This window comes from Pseudoalteromonas sp. SW0106-04 (genome assembly GCF_001293805.1).
Taxonomy (GTDB): Bacteria; Pseudomonadota; Gammaproteobacteria; order Enterobacterales; family Alteromonadaceae; genus Pseudoalteromonas; species Pseudoalteromonas ruthenica.
In genome coordinates this window covers 1-19,108 of sequence record NZ_BCAI01000002.1, presented here as the reverse complement: position 1 = coordinate 19,108, position 19,108 = coordinate 1, and the positions used below count along the sequence as shown (strand labels likewise).

Here is a 19,108-nt window from a genome sequence, read left to right as displayed (position 1 = left end):
TTATAACCTAAGTGTACTGACTGCAGGGCCTTGCTTTCAAGTCACTTAGCGCTGACGTTTGTAGCGTAAGGTATCCCAGAACTGTTCATTGGCAATAATTTCACCGTTCTCGTCAAGAGCTGGGTAGGGGAGCCCCTTTTCTTTGCATTGCTGGGCAATAATAGGGTGGCATCCTTCGAACAGTAAAGTGTGCTTGATTTGTGGATTGAGCATATCGCGTTCATACAAGCCAGCGGCTTCGCGTTGACGCTGTGCTTCATAAAGGATTAACGCTGCGGCCACAGAGACATTTAGAGACTGCACCATACCGCGCATTGGAATAACGATATGTTTATCAGCATGGGCAAGCGCTGCATCGGAAATACCCTCGCGCTCTTGGCCGACAATCACCGCAGTGGGTTGGGTGTAGTCAATATCACGATAGTCGACGGCGTCACTACTGAGGTTGGTGGCCAGCAACTGCACCCCAGGGATCTGCTCGCGAATACTGCCAACAGCCTGGTCAATATCGTCATGCATATGGGTGTGCACCCAGTTTTTGCTACCGCCGGAGGTGTTATTGGTGAGACGACGCTGCTCTTTAGGCCAGACCGCATGAATATGGTGACAACCGACAGCGTCGGCGGTGCGCACGATGGCCGAAAGATTATGGTGTTTATGCACTTCATCTAAGCACACGCTTAGATCGGTTTGTCGTCTATCTAAAACTTGTTTTACTCGGTGGTAACGCTTCTCGCCCATAGCCCATCTTTGCTGTTACAAAAAAGTGCGCCGATTATACGCCAATGTGGCTATGGGGTCACACTACGATTAATAGGGTTTTGCAAAGAAATCAGCGTTTCGGTTGACTGAATTGCTTCAATCGCTTGCACTTTATTGATCAGCACGTCTTGTAAGTGCTCGATGGAGCGCGCCATCACCTTAATAAAAATGCTGTAATTACCTGTGGTGTAGTAGGCCTCGACTACTTCTTCGAGCTCACGCAATAGCTCTAAAGTATGGGGGTAGTCGCGGGCATTGTTGAGGTTAATGCCAATAAAGCAACACACATCATACCCCAGGCGTTTAGCGTCAACACATACCTGGGTGCCGGTGATCACTCCGGCTTGGCGCATTTTTTCTATGCGCACATGAATGGTCCCAGCACTGACTCCGCATTGTTTCGCCAATTCGGCGTAAGGGGTGCGGGCATTACTCATCAAGCTCTTAAGGATGGATTTGTCTAAATTGTCGAATCGATAATTTTCCATAGTTAAAACACATAAAAAATAAATGATATCTAATATATTTCAGTTAAATTAATTTTTATTTTTAAGTAAAGCTCTTTTTGTTAAATGCTATTGAATAAAACGCTCGCTGAGGTATGGTTTTTATATCGAACAAAGCAGCAGCAATGGGAATGAGGACCATGAGCACAGAGTATATTCAACAACAGCAGCAAATTAGTACGGTTAAACAGGTATTTTCACAGCACTTAGCAGCGGCTTTGAATCTTGTTGAGGTGCAGGCGCCGATTCTTGCCCAGGTAGGAGATGGCATTCAAGATGAGCTCAGTGGTCACGAAAAGGCCGTCGCCGTGCAGGTGAAAACCCTGCCTGAGCAACGTTATGAGGTGGTGCATTCATTAGCGAAGTGGAAGCGTAAGACCCTCGCTGATTACGGCTTTGCGGTGGGCTCTGGATTGTACACACATATGCGGGCCTTGCGCCCAGACGAAGAACGTCTAAGCCCTATCCATTCAGTGTATGTTGACCAGTGGGATTGGGAAAAGGTGATTTGTGAGCGTAGCGAGCGCAGTTTAGCGACGCTAAAGGCCACTGTTGAGCAAATTTATGCTGCCATTAAAGCGACAGAGACCTATGTCGGTGAGCAGTTTGATATTGCTCCTTACCTACCTGAAAAAATTCATTTTATTCATGCCGAGAAGTTGCGTCAGGCATACCCAGATTTAAGCGCGAAAGAACGGGAGCGTGCGGTTTGTAAGCAGTATGGTGCAGTCTTTCTCATCGGCATCGGTGGTAAGCTCGCAGACGGTCAACGTCATGACGTGCGCGCCCCGGATTATGATGATTGGTCTACTCAAGGAGATGAGGGGTTGCCTGGACTTAACGGCGATATCTTAGTGTGGAACAAGGTACTTGAAGATGCATTTGAGATTTCTTCCATGGGCATTCGGGTTTGCCCCGAGTCATTACTCACTCAGTTGGAGTTGAGCGAGCAAAGCCACAAAACGCAACTGCCTTGGCATCAAGCCTTGCTTCATAAAAAGCTACCACAAACCATTGGTGGCGGTATCGGCCAGTCTCGTTTAGCGATGTTGCTTTTGCAAAAGAGTCATATTGGTCAAGTGCAGGTAGGAGTATGGCCTGAACAGCTAAAACAACAGCAAGCCTTATTGTAAATCTTGTGGTTAGCGTGCTGAGCCTCGTTATGAGTAATGGGCTAGGCACGCTTTTTTGCTGTTTAGGAGGTTTTAAACTCAACCTCTATTTTGCTTTTCTCTAGTTTTACAACGCAGGGTGGGTACTGTCTGGCTGTTTTCAGTACCTTGTCAAAGATATGAATCTCAACGCCGGAATTTAAGCGTTGATGAGCGACAAGATTAGCGCCATCAAGCAGTGAGTGTAAGGTGTTATCTAAGCTAGACAGCTTAGTTTCAAGCTCATCTGCTTGTTGTACTAGAGCCAGTTGTGTGGCGCCAATTTTTTCAATGAGTTGCTTTTTCTTTTCCGCGTCTTTAATCGCTTCGGCCTTCTCTAGTGCATCTTGCAACGACGCGAGTTTATCGTCAGTCTGCGAAAGTTGCTGCACACAGGCGTCATTGTCAGCGGTAATATCCGCGCCTCGGGCAACTAGATTAATGCGCATCTTGGCCCCCGACTCACTACCAATTTCACCGGCTTCAAGGCGGCAGGCATCGAGTACTTCACCGCCAAAGAGCTTACCATTTGGGCTCTCTTCTGGCCCCACTATGAGGCTTTCTAGAGCTTTTAATTGGCAATGGCTAGCTTGGCGTTCGATATAGATATTGGTGGCTTCTAGGTAGCAATATTGGGCGTGGCTGATATGTAAATTACCGCCCGCATTAATCTGGCAAGTAAGCTCGGCGTCATTTTGTTGGTGGTTAGGGTGACCAATGGTGCCCTGTTTGATGGTGATATCACCGGTGGCATTAAGAATACCTGATTCCACCGTGCCCAGTACGCTAATTTCACCCTTAGCGGTCACCCGCATACCCGGCTCAACGTTATGGGTGATCACCACAGAGCCATCAAAATCGATATGGCCGCTTTTAACGTTCACTTCTTTAATCGTGAAAATATCGTCAACGCGCATGCCATTGGGAGATTCCACGGGCACACCAGAAACAGTCGCGCGCAGCTCCAGTGGGTTATCCGGATTGAGTTCGGTCCCCTCTCCGGGGGTTAAAGACAGTTGCTCACCAGGTTTGGCTTCAAGCACATCGCCGGTGACGGTGAATCCCTCTTTCCCTGGAGTCGCAGGCTTTTGGATCATTAAAACAGTGCCGGGCTGAACGCTGGCAAGTTTGCCAAAGTCGCGCATATCAACCGTGCCGTCTTCACGGCGTTTAGGTTTGTTAATGCGATCTTTTAGGGTTTGTGTTTGTTTGACTAGTTCGCTGGGCTGCCCATCAACGGGTAAGCGTCCACGCGCTAGTGTGCCTTTCACTGAACTACCAGGGGCCAATTCGAATTGCTGTTGTAAAAGCTTTTCTAAAAGCGCTTGCTGGTAGCCTCGGCGTACACCCGCCACCACAATGGCCTTTTTGCCGGCTTCCAAATCGAGGGCTTTGCCCCCTTGCGCTGTGGTTAGCCGTCCCATCGCTGACATTTTATCGTCGCTGATGGTGACCTCTAACGTGGCATCTACGCGCTTACCGACTACGATACTCGGACCTGATTCTTCACCGCTGTAAAACTTATCGAGGTGCTCGTCGTCCACTTTACAGCCAGCAAATTCGGATTGCTGTAATGCTTCTAGCATGGCTGCTTTTGATGGTGGCGCTGGTGTCTCCTGCGTCACATTAAACAGCACATTGCCATTGTGGGCCAATTTAAACACAAATAATTCCTTGCAAGCACACGACTTTATTAAGTTTTATCCTACTTTATGAGATTTACAAGGAGAATGGAAGAGAGGAGAGGGCAGAAAACTCTGCCCAAAAAGTATACCAGTGAGGTGGGCTGTCTAATTAGTGGATGGAAGCTCCATAATTCCGTCGATTTCAACTTGCGCGCCTTTAGGCAGCTCTTTCACGCCAATCGCGGCGCGAGCGGGGTAAGGCATCTTGAAATGTTGGCTCATAATTTCATTCACCGTGGCAAAGTTGCTCAAGTCGGTAAGGAAAATATTGACCTTGACCATGTCTTGTAACTCACCCCCGGCGGCTTCACAAACGGCGGCCAGGTTTTTAAATACTTGCTGTGTTTGTTCCGCGAAGTCATCAGAGATCATTTCCATGGTCTCTGCCACAAGTGGAATTTGCCCCGAAAGGTATACAGCGGTGCCTACCTTAACAGCTTGGTTATAAGTGCCAATAGCTGAGGGAGCTTGGTCGGTTGATATAATAATTTTATTCATGATTGTCCTTTACTTTTTACGGTAGACCTTTTGTACATCTGGCATCACCCGGATGCGGCGCATGATATTTGCTAGGTGAATACGGTCTTTCACGGTCACGCCAAGGTCAATAACATATAAATTGCTTTCTTTTTCATCAGTTGTTAGTTCAACAATATTAGCGCCTGTTGACGCCACTAAGTTGGTGAGCTTAGCGAGCACACCTTGGTGGTTGATGATTTCCACACGTAAAGCGGCAATGTATTCTTTTTCTGGGTTATCTTCCCACTTCACAACAAAGTACTTTGATGACTCGCTTTGCCAGCCGCGAATATTTTTACATTCTTGGCGGTGCACGGTCAGGCCTTTGCCTTGGCTAACATGAGCGACAATGGCATCACCTGGGACCGGACGACAGCACTTAGAGTAATTGACCAGCATGCCTTCGGTACCAATAATGGCCGCCTTTGCCGATTTTTCTAAGTCGTCGATTTGTTCCTCGTCTACTTGCAGTAGGCGTTTGGCAACTAGCATGCTCATAATATTGCCACAGCCTATTTCGACCAATAGCTCCAGCAAGGTGTTGAGTTGGTGCTCTTCAAGTACACGCGTTATCCGCTCTTCACCTATCTCGTCTAATGCGTGCTCGCCCAAAGCCGAATCAAGCAGACGACGCCCTAATTGCATAGCCTCTTCTTGGCGTTGACTCTTAAGGTAATTACGTACACATAAACGTGCTTTTGCGGTAACAATAAAGTTGAGCCACGTGGCGTTGGGGTGTGCCCCTGAGCTGGTGATCACCTCTACGGTTTGCCCGGTATCAAGCGGTCGACTCAAGGGGTGCGGTTTGCGATTGACGCGGGCACCTACACAGGTGTTGCCAACATCGGTGTGCACCGCATAGGCAAAGTCGACAGCGGTGGCCCCCATTGGCAACTCGATAATACGGCCATCAGGAGTAAATACGTAAATCTCTTCAGGGAACAGTTCGGTTTTAACGTTTTCCACGAACTCAAATGAAGAGCCTGCACTTTGTTGCAGCTCGAGCAGGCTTTGCATCCATTGACGGGCGCGTTGCTGAGCAGTATGCCCGGTATTTTCTCCCGCCTTTTTGTACATCCAATGTGCCGCGACCCCTTTATCGGCCATGTGGTCCATATCTAAGGTGCGAATTTGAATTTCCACGGGAATGCCGTGTGGCCCCACCAGCGAGGTGTGTAGCGACTGATAGCCATTGGTCTTTGGTACGGCAATATAATCTTTAAAACGTGTTTCGATAGGTTTATAGAGATTATGCGCCACCCCAAGCACGCGGTAACAGGTATCCATGCTATCAACAACAATGCGAAACGCATAAATGTCCATCACCTCGTTAAACATCAGCTCTTTGTTGAGCATTTTTTTGTAAATGCTGTAGAGGTGCTTTTCTCGCCCTGATACTTGCGCTTGAATGCCTGCGTCTTCCAAGCGTGATTCAATCTCACCCTGAATATTGCTGATCACTTCCTTACGATTGCCTCGTGCTTTCGCAACCTCTGATTTCAGGGCGCGATAGCGCATCGGGTAAAGCGCTTGAAAACCTAAGTCTTCGAGCTCGTTTTTAATGTCGTGGATACCTAAGCGGTTAGCGATGGGGGCAAAGATTTCTAAGGTCTCGCGGGCGATGCGACGACGCTTGTCAGGACGTAGTGCTCCCAGGGTGCGCATATTATGGGTGCGGTCCGCCAATTTAATTAAAATAACGCGGATGTCCTGAGTCATCGCCATGATCATTTTGCGATAGTTTTCAGCTTGGAATTCTTTTTTGTCTTTGAAGCTGAGTTTATCGAGCTTACTGACGCCCTCGACGAGTTCGGCGACCGTCTCGCCAAATATCTCCGCCAGGTCTTGTTGCGAGAAGTCGGTGTCTTCGATGACATCGTGCATAAGCGCCGCCATAAGGGTCTCATGGTCGAGCTTCATGCTGGCTAAAATTTGCGTTACTTCAACGGGGTGTGTGATGTACGGCTCACCACTTGAGCGAAATTGTCCTTCATGGGCTTCACGGGCCACCACATAGGCTTTTTGTACCAATGCCACATCAGCCGGAGGCAGGTACTCGGATATTTTTTTCTTTAGACCTTCAAAGAGATACATTCACACTCCAAACACAGCGAGGCGAAATTGAACAGTTAAGGTGAATATACGATGAAAAGAGGGGAAAGCCAACGGCTGCGCGAGTATTGCAGCCGTTTTGAGAGCGTTAGAGGCCGCTTATTGGTTGCCGCCAACGATAGCCGCAACAGCTGCCATTTCAGCAGCTTCTTGGTTTTGCTGCTCTTGGCGTTCAATGGCCTCTAGGGTATCCACAGTAATGTGGCCTTCCTCGATTTCACGCAAAGCGAGAACCGTTGGTTTATCGTTTTCAGCATCAACCATAGGATCTTTACCACCTACGGCGATCTGGCGCGCACGACGGGCGGCGACAAGGATTAAGTCAAAACGGTTGCCAATTTTATCTACTGCATCTTCAACAGTTACGCGAGCCATGCTTCACTCCAAAATTTAATTCTGTAAACGCATAGTTTACTGCAAGGTTAAGTTTAGGCCAATAGTTATTTTAACAAGTCGTGGATTAGTTCGTTATGTTTTACACGCTGAGCGCTGATGCTTAAGCGCTTGGCTTTAACGATGGTTTCAATCTCAGCTAAAGCGGTGCCAAAGTCATCATTAACGACCAAGTAATCATACTCATCAAAGTGTGAGGTTTCCGATTGCGCCTTGGCCATGCGCCCGGCAATCACGTCTGCGGAATCTTGGCCGCGATTAGTCAGGCGATTTTCAAGTTCTGCCTTGGATGGCGGCAAAATAAAAATAGTGGTGACGTCCGGGGCTAATTCACGCACTTGTCGCGCGCCTTGCCAGTCGATATCGAGAAACACATCAATGCCGTTGGCAAGTTGCTGTTCTATCGCCGCCTTTGAAGTGCCGTAATAATTGTCGAACACTTGCGCCCATTCAAAGAAATCATCATTGTCGATCAGTGTTTTGAACTCAGCTTCGCTTACAAAATGATAATGCTTAGCGTCTTGCTCGCCAGGGCGAGGAGCACGAGTGGTGTGTGACACCGATACTTGCATATCACTATGTTGTTGGAGTAATGCATTGATCAAGCTGGACTTACCCGCACCAGATGGGGCGGATAAAATAAACAAATTACCACGAACTTGGCTCATGATGTCTCTCTAAATACTGGGGTTTAAAAAAGAGCCGCGTAGTATAGCGGATTTCTTAGCCTAGGTTAACTGGCGCATAAACCTGTTGTCGATTCATGCGCCACAATAGCTTTAGTGTTTAAGCTTAGCCTGAGAAAAACGTGGATACAAAGCTGGCAACACAAACAAAGTTAATAAGGTGGATGTCAGTAGCCCACCGACAATCACGCTTGCCAAGGGGCGCTGAATTTCGGCGCCCACACCTTGAGAAAGCAGCATGGGGATCAAGCCTAATGCCGACGTGATGGCGGTCATCAGCACCGGGCGTAGGCGCTGCGTGGCCCCCTCAAATACTGCACTGGCTAGAGCCTGGCCGCTATTGATACGCTGATTGATGCTCTCGACCATCACCACTCCATTGAGTACGGCAACGCCAAATAAAGTAATAAAGCCTACCGAGCTTGGCACCGACAAATACTGCCCACTTAAATATAAGGAAAACACCCCGCCAATAACTGCCAGTGGGACGTTGATTAGTATCAGCAAGGCTTGGCCGACGCTGCCAAACGCAAAATACAGTAACAGCGCGATGGCAGCCAGTGACAATGGAATAACAATGCTGAGGCGCTGCTGTGCCCGCTGTTGATTTTCGAATTGCCCGCCGATGGCCACAGAGTACCCGCTGGGCAGCGCCACATCATTTGCGATTTGCTCACGAATTTGCGCCACCACCGAGCCCATATCCCGGCCTTGTACATTTGCTTGGACTACAACTCGGCGCTGTACATCGTCGCGGCGCACCTGAGGAGGCCCCGATTCAATACTAATATCGGCCACATCGGCTAAGCGCACCCACGCCCCGTTGCTAGCTTGCAAATATAAATTGCCAATGGCTTGTGGGGTTTGTCGGTAGGGTTTATCAAGGCGTACGTTAATATCATAGCGTTCATTGCCATTAATAATTTGTCCGGCTTGTACACCGCCAATGCCGTCGCGTACCAAGCCCATCACATCGGCGACTTGTAAGCCATAACGAGCCAAGGCTTGGCGCTTTGGTTTTACGATCAGTTGTGCTTCGCCGGCAATTTGTTCAAGCGCGACATCGCGGGTGCCTGGCACCGCTTTTACCGCATTGGCAATGGCCTCGCCCTGAGTCGCTAGCACTTCAAGTTCGGGGCCAAATAGTTTGATGGCCAGCTGCGCTTTTACTCCAGACAGTAACTCATCAACTCGTGTGGCGATAGGCTGAGAAAAGTTAAACAACAATCCAGGGTGGGCACTGAGCTTTTGCTCCATCAAGGCTTGTAGTTGATAGCGGTTTTCTGCACTTTGCCACTGACTGGGGGGCTTTAAGCCAATATAGATTTCGATGTTATTGACCGGCTCGGGGTCACCACCGATTTCGGCCCGACCGATACGGCTTAGGGCGTACGTGACCTCGGGAAAGCTTAACAGTTTGGCTTCGAGTTTGGGGGCCACCGCAAGCGCGGTTTCGAGGCTTGAAGAAGGTGCCAAGGTAACGCGCAGGTTAATGGTACCTTCTTCGAGCTCGGGAACAAATTCGGTTCCCAACTGCCCTAGGGTGGCAACAGCGCCAGCAACGAGTATAAGCGCCGTGACTACCACCGCTTTGGTATGCGCTAGGGCCAGGTGTAATGTTTTTCGATAAAGCACATCCAAGGGTTTGAGTATCAAGCTGGGGCGCGACGTGATTTGACCGATAAACAGATAGCTTGCTAGTGCAGGGACGATAATCAACGCCACGAAAATCGCACTGATCACCGCTAAAATAATGCTTATCGCCATCGGTTGGAACAGTTTGGCTTCAACGCCTTCGAAGCTAAAGAGCGGCATAAACACGACTAAAATAATGGTTGCGGCGAAAAACACCGGTCGAGCGACCTCTTTACCCGCGAGTAAAATACGCTCGCGTGCCGTTAACGTGCTGTCTTGGCGGCTTAAATGCTTAAACATGTTCTCAACCATCACCACTGAGCCGTCGACTAGCATGCCAATCGCCACAGCAAGACCGCCAAGTGACATTAAATTAGCGGAAACGTTAAGCCACACCATCATCATTAAGGCCATAGCAATGGCAATAGGGATGGATATGAGCACTAATAACGTGGCGCGTAGGTTCATTAGAAACAGGGCGAGCACAACAACGATAAAAATAAAGGCGAGAGTGAGTGCATTCATCACCGTATTCACGGCTTTGGTGATAAGGTCTGCTTGATCATAAAAAGGTTGAAATCGCACCCCTTGTGGCAGCGCTTGATTGATCATTTGCACCCTTTGCTCGATCCCATCGATGGTGGCTTTGGTATTGGCACCCATGCGTTTGAGGACAATGCCAGAGACCACTTCACCTAACTGCTCGACCTCGCCCTGGGCGTTTTTACGGCTCATGGTCACCGCACCTTGGCGAATCTCGCTGCCTAAGCGTACCTCAGCAATATCACCGACGGTAATGACCGTGCCGGCGACGGTTTTTACCGCTACTTGTTTTATTTGCTCAATGCCTTGGCGTGAGTGAGCAAACCAGCCGGTACCGCGCACCACCAGCTGTTCTTGACCACGGTCCATATACCAACCGCCCACATTGTCATTGCTGGCATCGAGCGCGGCAACAAGGTCTTGCTGCGTTAATTGGTAGGCGAGTAATTTATTCGGGTTGATGGCGACTTGATATTGGCGCACACGACCACCAAATGACAGCACATCAGTGACGCCGTCAATCGGCATAATCAGCAGCTTTACCACCCAATCATTGAGTGAGCGCAGGGCCATCGTATCGAGCTCGGCCTCTGCATCGGCTATAAGTAAGTACTGATACACTTGCCCCAAGCCTGAGGTATTGGGGCCCATCTCAGGGCTGCCAAGACCGTCAGGGATAAGCTCTTTGGCGGCTTGTAAACGCTCAAAAACCAGCTGTCTAGCAAAGTAAATATCGGTGTCCTCGTTAAACACGATGGTCACTCCAGAAAGGCCTGTTTTAGATATCGAGCGCACTTGCTCGACATTGGGAAGTGCATACATAACCGCTTCGATAGGGTAGGTGATCAGTTGCTCTACCTCTTCGGCGGCCAGACCAGGGGCTTCGGTGTTTACCGTTACTTGTACATTGGTGACGTCGGGAAAGGCGTCTAAGTTAAGTTTAGGGATCACTGTGATGCTGGCAGCGATCAGGCTCACCAACGCCAGCACGACAAGGAGGCGGTTACGCACCGCCCAAGCAATAATATAATTAAACATTGTGCCGCTCCAGCTTAGTGGTTATGAGGGTCAAAGCCACTTTTGGCCAGCTGAGAAGAAATAAAGAAAGCCCCGGTCATCGCGACATTGACACCCGCAGGCACGCCGGAGATTTGTTGGTAGCGACCAAAGCGTTCACCCAATTCAACCTCTACGGGTAAGAACTCGCCGGGGCTTTGTTGTACAAACACCTGCCAATCGCCGTCACTGCCGCGCATGAGCGCGCTCTGCGGAAGAGCTAATACAGGCGTGGTGCTGGCAAAGGTGAAATGCACATCAACGAACATGCCGGCATGGAGTTTATCTTGCGGGTTATCTACTTTTAGCCGGATCACCCGCGTCCGTGTAGTTGGGTCAATCACATGGGCTTCTTGAATGACTTTCGCTGGATAAGTGCGGCCGTTGACGACAATATTCACCGCTGTGGCTTTATTGATGGCGCCGTCGCTATAAGGCGCAACTTTGGCCTCAACCCATAGGCTAGATTCATCGGCGATGGTCATAATGCTCTGGCCAGCTTCCACTCGTTGGCCTTGGGTGAAGTCGTCGTTAAGCACCACTCCTGAGGTTTGGGCCACCAAAGAATATTGGCCAAATGACGCAATGTTGTCCTTACTAATCGTATCAATGGCTTCAGTGGTTAAGCCAAGGGCAATTTACTGCCCGTAGCTGGCGTTGTATTGTGACTGTGCTTTTAAGCGAGCACTTTCACTCACCGCTCGGTTATCAAGTTGCTTTACTCGTTGCCACTCACTCGCTGCTACTAGGTAGTCGGCCTGAGCATTGGCCATTGTTTCACTGAATAAGGTGACCAGTGGTTGCCCTTGATTGACGTGCTCGCCAAGCATTGCGTGGCGCTCAATGACAACCGACTCAGTACGTGCAGAAACGATGTAACTTGAGTACCCATTGGCTTTGAGCTCTCCAGGTGCATACAGCGTTTTGTTATGTGTACGTGCTTGTAAGGGCGCTACTTTTATTTGCGCTAGGGCCATGCTGCGCTCACTGAGTGCAATACCTTGACTATGGTCGCTGGGTGATGATTTTGCGGTATTGTTGATATCATTATGGTCGTGACCTTCGCCCGCGAAGGTGAGCGACGACACGCTCAATACTAACAATGTAACGGTTTTGATAAACACCGTGAAAAAGGTGTCCAAGGCGCGATAAATACACGCGCCACTAAGTGCCTTCGCGCTGCGCGCAAAGCAAAAAATAGAAAGCTTCATAAACTGTTCTCTAACTGCAAATGTTAAGTTAGCCGCAAGCGCAGTGTGCGCGTTGGGCATGGCGGATAAGTGCAGTTAGACGATGGGAGGGCGGAAAGTTGGGTAAATGACTTCGCCCACAGCGCGGTGGCGCCAGTCCGGCAATGCGAAATCAACATGGTCATTAGCAAAACAGGGGGCCGGCATGCTCCCCCAAGTGAGATGTGAGCCTGAGCAGTGGCCGCAGTGATGACAATCAGCAGTATCGTGCAAGTTATCGCTTGCCTGTGGTTGCAAGTCATCATGTTGTTGGTGCGAATGTACGCTCTGTAAATGCTCGCTGTCGATTTGATGTACAGGGGTGGGATCAGCACTCGCTGCCAGTGATTGCAGCACAATCACTAGGGGTAAAAGAATGCTAAATACACACTTAAGCACCGGGAGCACACCTGTTAGTTATCAAATTAGGGTCTAAAATACCGACAGCGATACATAAAATCAATGAGTATTGTGCTTAACTGGCACGCAATTTAAAGCGCTGCACAGACTCACTAAGTTCACCGGCTTGAGAATTAAGCTGTTTCGCAATCTCTAAAGCCCCTTGCGTGTCGTTCAGTGATGCTTGGCTCGCGCGTTCAATATCAGACACGTCCTTGGCCATTTCCGCAGCGACCACTGATTGCTCTTCGGTGGCCGTCGCGATGGATTGAATCATACTGGCAATGTCGCTGGCACTTTGCATTATATTGCTAAGTTGCTCCCCGGCCTGCTCCGCCATAGATACACTGCTGTTTACTTGTTCTACGCTACTATGCATAGATTCTACCGCTTGGTGAGTTTGCTTTTGGATGGCGGTAATTGTCTGCGCGACTTCATCGGTGGCTTTGGTCGTGCGCTCAGCCAAGGTGCGTACTTCGTCGGCAACGACGGCAAAGCCTCGGCCCTGCTCACCGGCTCGTGCGGCCTCAATGGCAGCATTAAGTGCCAACAAGTTTGTCTGCTCGGCAATGGCACTGATCACACTGATGATATTGCCAATTTGATTACTAAGCTCACCCAGTTCGGTGACTGAGCTGGAGGTGTTCTGCACTCTGCTCGAAGCGCTTCTTATTTCCGCTACCGTTTGGCTTACTGCTTCGGCACCATGAGCGGCATACTCTCTTGCTTGCTCACTATTGCCAGATGCTTGTTGTGATTGTCTGGCGACCTCTGAAACCGTTGAGCTCATTTCTTCAATGGCAGTGGCTATCTGTGTTGATTGGTCTGCTGAGTTTTGGCTGCGATTAGCGATTTGCTCGTTTGTTGAGCTAATTTCCAAGCTAGATTCTCTAACCTGAGTGGCCAGTGACGTGATCAGAGCCATTAAATCATGCAGAGATGACGACATTTTATTGGTCGCCGCAGCAAGGCTGTCGATTTCATCCTTGTTAGCATGAGCAATAGCCGGGCGCGATAAATCGCCGATGCTGACACTTTCTGCTGTCTCTAGCACATTGTTTAAGCGAGTAATGATTGAGTGGCTAATGAGGTAGGCAATAATGCCTGCGACAACGAAGGCGATTAAGGTAATGATCACAATAATGATCAAGGTCAGGTTTAAGCCCTCGACAAGGTGGTTTAAGGCGCTAATAGCATCTACTTGCTCTTCCCGCGCTGAGGTTTGCAAAATAGTGTTTAGTTTATCAACAACCTGGGCTTCTAGGTCATTGATAGTACTTCGAGCATCAATATAGTCCTGTGGACTATAGCGTGTAAAAATGCTGTTGGCCGTGCGCACAATGTCATCGCGATAAGACTCAACTTGGCGTAGCGCTGCAACTTCATCAGGTTGTTGCTCAAGTGGCCGAAGCGCCTCAAGGTATTCATTGAAACTGGTTAAATCATCTTTAAAGCGTGCTTTAGCTGCGGTATCACCGCGAATGTGTGCGTTCACACCCGCGACCAGGTCACCGGCCTCATCTATCAGTTCGAGGTAATATCTGACACCCGGTAAATTATCCTGCAAGCTGGTTTGTAAATCCCTTGCTTGCATGGCCTGTGCATACTCTTGGTCTTTTAGCTCGTCGAGTAAGTCACCTAACTTCTCACCGGTGTCTTGTTCTAACTGTGCCACTTGTGATTGTACGCTACGAAACAATTCAGGGTCGTATCGATTAAATACGCCCTAAGTGATGCCGCGATTATATTCCTTCACTAAGTTTTCTATGTTTGCCATCTTCTCTATGTCTGATGGCTTGTTAGACTCATACTTATAAAGCTCTTGGTGTTGCGTTTGAAATTGTCTATACAAAGCCGCAAAGCTGTCTCGCTTTTGTTGCTCACCGCCTATGTATTCAAGGGCTTCATTTTGCATTTGATAAATAGTATCGGAGATCGATAAATAGGCTAGTAAACCGGGAAGGTCGTCGTTTTTAACTTCCTCAGCTTGCAGGGTTTCGGTGGAGACTTTAAGCCAAACGATAAGGCTCGAGATAACCATTAAAGCAATAACGGCGGCAAACGACAAAGACAACTTTGTTTTTAGTTTCATAATGTACTCACTGATAAGAGCCTGTTAATTAGGATAGCTGACAGGCTTAGTAATGCTCACAAAAGTTTGGCATAGTGTTTTTACACAGATATAACGCACGAGAAAAATGTGCTTAATCGCGCTTAAGTTAAAGGGAGCGCGATAAAAAGCGGGAAAGACGGTAAAGAGATTTTAACCCAGAGTGTAGGTACACGCAGCAAAAGGATAAGAAAATGGCGCATCACCACGATCATTCCCATGATATCGCTTCAGAGCGCATTGGTTGGGCATTCTTTTTAAACCTCGGGTTTACTATTATCGAGTTTATTGGCGGCTGGCTTACAAACAGTACCGCGATAATGGCCGATGCCGTGCATGACTTAGGGGATAGCCTGTCAATCGGCAGCGCCTGGCTGCTTAACAAATTCAGTAATAAAGGTGCCAATCAGCATTTTACCTATGGTTACCGGCGCTTAAGTTTATTCGGTGCGTTTATTAATTCGGTGGTATTAGTGGTCGGCTCGGTGTGGGTACTGGTGTTATCGGTGCCGAGGTTGTTCGACCCAGTGATGCCGGTAACGGAAGGCATGTTCGCACTGGCGATACTAGGTATTGCGGTGAACGGTTATGCGGCGATAAAACTGAGCAGTGGTAAATCACTTAATGAGAAGGTGCTTAACTGGCACCTTCTTGAAGACGTGCTGGGTTGGGTGGCAGTGCTGGTGGTCGCAATCGTATTGATGTTTGTTGATTGGCCGATTCTAGACCCTATTTTATCCATTTGTTTTACCTTGTTTATTTTGATCAATGTGGTGCGCAACCTAGTACAAACCGTACGGCTATTTCTGCAAGGGGCACCGGATAAAAAGACGCAAAAAAAACTCACTGAGGTACTGATAGAGCCGCAAGAAATCAGCACCGCTCACCATGTGCATTACTGGTCGTTAGATGGTGAACATCATGTGCTGACAGCGCATTTGTGTCTTGCTCAAGAGCTTAATGCTGAGCAAGTGATAGCGCTAAAGCAACGTTTGGCCGACAACCTGGCAGAGTATGACTTAGCACACACCACCTTAGAATTTGAGTATCCGCAAGAGCAATGCCGAGATGGTTAAGCAAAAAAGCCCCTGGAAAGGGGCTTTTAAGTGTAAAATGAATGCGAGGTAATTACTCAATATTCTGGATCTGCTCACGCATTTGCTCAATCAGCACCTTTAACTCAACGGCGGCGTTGGTCACTTCGGTGTTAATAGATTTGGAGGCCAGTGTATTGGCTTCGCGGTTAAACTCTTGCATCATAAAATCAAGACGACGACCACAGGCGCCGCCTTTTTTCAGAATTTTACGGGTTTCTTTTACGTGCGATTTTAAGCGGTCGAGTTCTTCGGCAACATCTTGCTTTTGCGCCAAGTAAATAAGCTCTTGTTCAAGGCGGGTCTCGTCGATTTCGGCTTGCAGATCTTCCAGCTTCTGCGATAGCTTTTCACGTTGCCATTTGATGACTTCGGGCATTTGCGCTTCGACGATGGCGACTTGCTCTAAAATCGCGTCTAAGCGAGTTAATATCATTTGCTCAAGGTTCTCGCCTTCGCTAGCACGGGCGGCTTTAAAGTCATCTATAACGCCATTTAAGCCTTTGAGCAATTCACCTTGCACGACGTCCATATCCATTTCTTCCGCTTCCATTACGCCTGGCCAGCGAAGAATGTCTACGGGATTAATGTCGCCTTGGCTTTGTGCTTGCACCCATTGCGCGCTCTTTACTAATTGTGAGGCCAAAGACTCATTGATTTGTAACTCGCCAACATGGGCTGGGTTGGCGGCAAATTTTAAGAATACTTCAACCTTACCGCGCTGTAAGTTTTTACGCAGCCGTTCACGGATCACAGGTTCTAAACCGCGAAATTGCTCGGGGGCGCGAATGAAGGTTTCCAGATAACGTTGGTTTACAGAGCGGATCTCCCAAGTTCCGGTGCCCCAATCGCCTTTAATTTCTTGGCGAGCATACGCAGTCATGCTGTGGATCATGAATGATTTCCTAATTTATAACAGATATATCGGCATGCATTATACCTTAACAAAGAGTGAGCTCTAGCGGAAATTTCCAGCACAATTAGGGAAATTCATAAAAGTGCCGTGGCATCGCAGCGGGTGAACACATATAATGAACGAAAATTTTTAATGAAGGGGATAGTGAATGCGTCCAAGTGAAAGAACACCTAATCAAATTCGTCCAGTGACCTTTACTCGCCAATACACCATGCATGCTGAAGGCTCAGTGCTGGTTGAGTTTGGCAACACTAAGGTATTGTGTACTGCGAGTGTTGAGGCGGGTGTACCGCGTTTTATGAAGGGCCAAGGTAAAGGTTGGGTAACCGCAGAATATGGCATGTTACCGCGCTCGACCCACACCCGCAATAACCGCGAAGCAGCGCGTGGCAAGCAAGGCGGACGCACCATGGAAATTCAACGACTGATCGCCCGTGCATTGCGAGCTGCCGTTGATTTAAAAGCCCTGGGTGAAAACACTATCACTATCGATTGCGACGTGATTCAAGCGGACGGTGGTACACGTACGGCATCTATCAGTGGAGCCTGTGTCGCCTTGGTTGATGCATTAACCTATATGCGCGCTAAAGGAATGATCAACACTAACCCTCTGCAACACATGATAGCGGCTATCTCTGTGGGTATTTTCAACGGCGAACCCATTACCGACTTGGAATATATCGAAGACTCACAAGCCGAAACAGATATGAACGTGATTCTTACCGAAACGGGTAAAATCATCGAGGTGCAAGGCACTGCTGAGGGTGAACCGTTCTCATTTGATGAGCTAGAGCAAATGCTAAGTTTAGCTAAGCACTCTATCCGCGAAATTATCGACATCCAAAAACAAGCTTTGGCATAAGCACTAAACGACTAGTTAAAGAGACATCTAATGAAAGAATATCAAAAGCAGTTTATTGAATTCGCATTAGCCAAGCAGGTATTGAAGTTTGGTGAGTTTACGCTTAAGTCTGGCCGCACTAGCCCTTACTTCTTTAATGCTGGGTTGTTTAACACCGGGCAAGACTTGGCCAAGTTAGGCCGCTTTTATGCAGCTGCACTTGAAGATGCCGGTATTGATTACGACTTATTGTTTGGTCCTGCTTATAAGGGGATCCCTATTGCTACGACTACAGCGGTGGCGTTGGCAGACCACTACAATAAAGATGTACCTTACTGCTTTAACCGCAAAGAGAAAAAAGACCATGGTGAAGGAGGCAACCTAGTTGGCTCTGACCTTAAAGGAAAGGTGATGTTAGTGGATGATGTGATCACCGCTGGCACCGCCATTCGCGAGTCTATGGAAATCATTGCCGCCAATGGCGCTGATTTGAGCGGGGTGCTGATTGCTCTGGATCGTCAGGAAAAAGGCAAAGCAGAGCTCTCGGCTATCCAAGAAGTAGAGCGAGACTTCAACACCCAAGTGGTATCGATAGTTAAACTAGCAGATTTAATCACCTATCTTGAGCAGCAGGGCAATATGGATGAGCACCTGCAAGCGGTCAAAGCCTACCGCGACCAATATGGTGTTGCATAGCAATATTGGAAAGCCCCGCTATCGGGGCTTTTTTTATGGCTGATAATAAGGTGGCAAGCGTTATGACAAGCTTAAAGTTAAACGGCCAAGGGCTAGGGCGGATAGTTAAAGCATTGCGTTGTACCTACTGGGGACTCAAAGCAGCTTATAAGGGCGAAGCCGCATTTCGCCAAGAGCTGACCTTGGCATTCATCCTTTTTCCTATCTCCTTTTTCATTGCCGATACCGCGATGCATTGGTTAGCACTGATTGTGGTTATATTATTAGTGTTGGTTGTTGAATTACTGAACTCAGCCATTGAAGCGCTCACCGATAGGGTGTCTACGGAATTACATATTCTTTCTGGGCGCGCTAAAGATATGGGCTCGGCTGCGGTAAGCTTGGCATTGTTGATTGCAGCCTTGGTATGGGGAGTCAGTATTTACCAAGCAGTCAGACCCTACTGGTAATGGTCATCTTTTAAACCGCTTTTCAGTTAACAACAGAATAATAGCCATTAATAAGTCAATTAATGGTCTTTTTTAGTGCGTTTTGAGCGTAAAGTGCGCAAATGATCCATTTTTAGCAATTTTCTTTAAAAAAGGGGTTGCGTGGAAATCGAATCTCCCTATAATGCGACCCCACTGAGACGGCAGGCAGCAACGCATAGCGAAGCGGTAGCTACTCAGGGAGTCAAGTAAAACTGAGTTTTAAAAAGCGCATTGAAAAATGCAAACTTCTTAAAATAAAGTGTTGACAATAAAACAGGGTTGAGTAGAATGCACAGCCCTCGAGG

17 protein-coding genes and 1 pseudogene are annotated in these 19,108 nt (G+C 48.3%); 5 read left to right on the top strand and 13 right to left on the bottom strand.

The annotated features are described in order from the left end of the window. Positions 1-45: 45 nt before the first annotated feature. Both trmH and asnC read right to left on the bottom strand, forming a co-directional pair. The gene (trmH, locus tag W04_RS02640) at positions 46-741 is read right to left on the bottom strand and encodes a tRNA (guanosine(18)-2'-O)-methyltransferase TrmH (protein ID WP_022943470.1); all 696 of its coding nucleotides are present in this window, start codon (positions 739-741) and stop codon (positions 46-48) included. Between the two features lie 50 nt (positions 742-791). Continuing rightward, positions 792-1,250: a transcriptional regulator AsnC gene (asnC, locus tag W04_RS02635; protein WP_053909715.1), complete on the bottom strand. Its 459-nt coding sequence runs from the start codon at positions 1,248-1,250 to the stop codon at positions 792-794. A gap of 158 nt (positions 1,251-1,408) precedes the next feature. Between asnC and asnA the strand changes: the two genes are divergently transcribed. Next, complete coding sequence (asnA, locus tag W04_RS02630; RefSeq protein WP_045979327.1) at positions 1,409-2,401, top strand: aspartate--ammonia ligase; 993 nt, start codon at positions 1,409-1,411, stop codon at positions 2,399-2,401. Positions 2,402-2,463: 62 nt separating this feature from the next. On the opposite strand, the gene W04_RS02625 is transcribed toward asnA, so the two are convergent. From W04_RS02625 to W04_RS19050, 10 genes and pseudogenes are all read right to left on the bottom strand, one after another. Next, positions 2,464-4,083: a DUF342 domain-containing protein gene (locus tag W04_RS02625; RefSeq protein ID WP_022943473.1), complete on the bottom strand. Its 1,620-nt coding sequence runs from the start codon at positions 4,081-4,083 to the stop codon at positions 2,464-2,466. Between the two features lie 126 nt (positions 4,084-4,209). Further along, on the bottom strand, positions 4,210-4,602 hold the full coding sequence (locus W04_RS02620) for a RidA family protein (protein ID WP_022943474.1): 393 nt from the start codon (positions 4,600-4,602) through the stop codon (positions 4,210-4,212). 9 nt (positions 4,603-4,611) lie between these two features. Continuing rightward, a complete protein-coding gene (gene spoT / locus W04_RS02615) occupies positions 4,612-6,717 on the bottom strand; it encodes a bifunctional GTP diphosphokinase/guanosine-3',5'-bis pyrophosphate 3'-pyrophosphohydrolase (RefSeq protein ID WP_053909714.1) in 2,106 nt (701 codons plus the stop codon). Between the two features lie 117 nt (positions 6,718-6,834). Further along, a complete protein-coding gene (gene rpoZ / locus W04_RS02610; protein ID WP_022943476.1) occupies positions 6,835-7,110 on the bottom strand; it encodes a DNA-directed RNA polymerase subunit omega in 276 nt (91 codons plus the stop codon). 65 nt (positions 7,111-7,175) lie between these two features. Next, complete coding sequence (gene gmk / locus W04_RS02605; RefSeq protein ID WP_053909713.1) at positions 7,176-7,796, bottom strand: guanylate kinase; 621 nt, start codon at positions 7,794-7,796, stop codon at positions 7,176-7,178. A 111-nt stretch (positions 7,797-7,907) separates the two neighbouring features. Further along, positions 7,908-11,030, bottom strand: a complete 3,123-nt coding sequence (locus W04_RS02600) for an efflux RND transporter permease subunit (RefSeq protein WP_053909712.1) — start codon at positions 11,028-11,030, stop codon at positions 7,908-7,910. Between the two features lie 14 nt (positions 11,031-11,044). Continuing rightward, positions 11,045-12,025, bottom strand: a pseudogene (locus W04_RS02595) (efflux RND transporter periplasmic adaptor subunit). 309 nt (positions 12,026-12,334) lie between these two features. Beyond that, on the bottom strand, positions 12,335-12,676 hold the full coding sequence (locus tag W04_RS02585) for a hypothetical protein (RefSeq protein WP_053909709.1): 342 nt from the start codon (positions 12,674-12,676) through the stop codon (positions 12,335-12,337). A gap of 76 nt (positions 12,677-12,752) precedes the next feature. Further along, positions 12,753-14,375 (bottom strand): methyl-accepting chemotaxis protein, encoded by a 1,623-nt coding sequence (locus W04_RS02580; protein ID WP_231658004.1) that lies wholly within the window; start codon positions 14,373-14,375, stop codon positions 12,753-12,755. Positions 14,376-14,402: 27 nt separating this feature from the next. Further along, positions 14,403-14,768, bottom strand: a complete 366-nt coding sequence (locus tag W04_RS19050; protein ID WP_231658002.1) for an MCP four helix bundle domain-containing protein — start codon at positions 14,766-14,768, stop codon at positions 14,403-14,405. 212 nt (positions 14,769-14,980) lie between these two features. Here W04_RS19050 and W04_RS02575 point away from each other — a divergent pair, with 212 nt between their 5' ends. Further along, positions 14,981-15,862 (top strand): cation diffusion facilitator family transporter, encoded by an 882-nt coding sequence (locus tag W04_RS02575; protein WP_053909708.1) that lies wholly within the window; start codon positions 14,981-14,983, stop codon positions 15,860-15,862. 52 nt (positions 15,863-15,914) lie between these two features. On the opposite strand, the gene W04_RS02570 is transcribed toward W04_RS02575, so the two are convergent. After that, complete coding sequence (locus tag W04_RS02570) at positions 15,915-16,775, bottom strand: YicC/YloC family endoribonuclease (RefSeq protein ID WP_022943483.1); 861 nt, start codon at positions 16,773-16,775, stop codon at positions 15,915-15,917. A gap of 169 nt (positions 16,776-16,944) precedes the next feature. On the opposite strand from W04_RS02570, the gene rph reads away from it, so the two are divergent. The 3 genes from rph to W04_RS02555 all read left to right on the top strand — a co-directional run bounded on the left by rph (position 16,945) and on the right by W04_RS02555 (position 18,782). Continuing rightward, complete coding sequence (gene rph / locus W04_RS02565; protein WP_022943484.1) at positions 16,945-17,658, top strand: ribonuclease PH; 714 nt, start codon at positions 16,945-16,947, stop codon at positions 17,656-17,658. 30 nt (positions 17,659-17,688) lie between these two features. Next, positions 17,689-18,333, top strand: a complete 645-nt coding sequence (gene pyrE, locus W04_RS02560) for an orotate phosphoribosyltransferase (protein WP_045980696.1) — start codon at positions 17,689-17,691, stop codon at positions 18,331-18,333. Positions 18,334-18,395: 62 nt separating this feature from the next. Continuing rightward, the gene (locus tag W04_RS02555; protein ID WP_026110905.1) at positions 18,396-18,782 is read left to right on the top strand and encodes a diacylglycerol kinase; all 387 of its coding nucleotides are present in this window, start codon (positions 18,396-18,398) and stop codon (positions 18,780-18,782) included. The last annotated feature ends 326 nt before the right edge of the window (positions 18,783-19,108 follow it).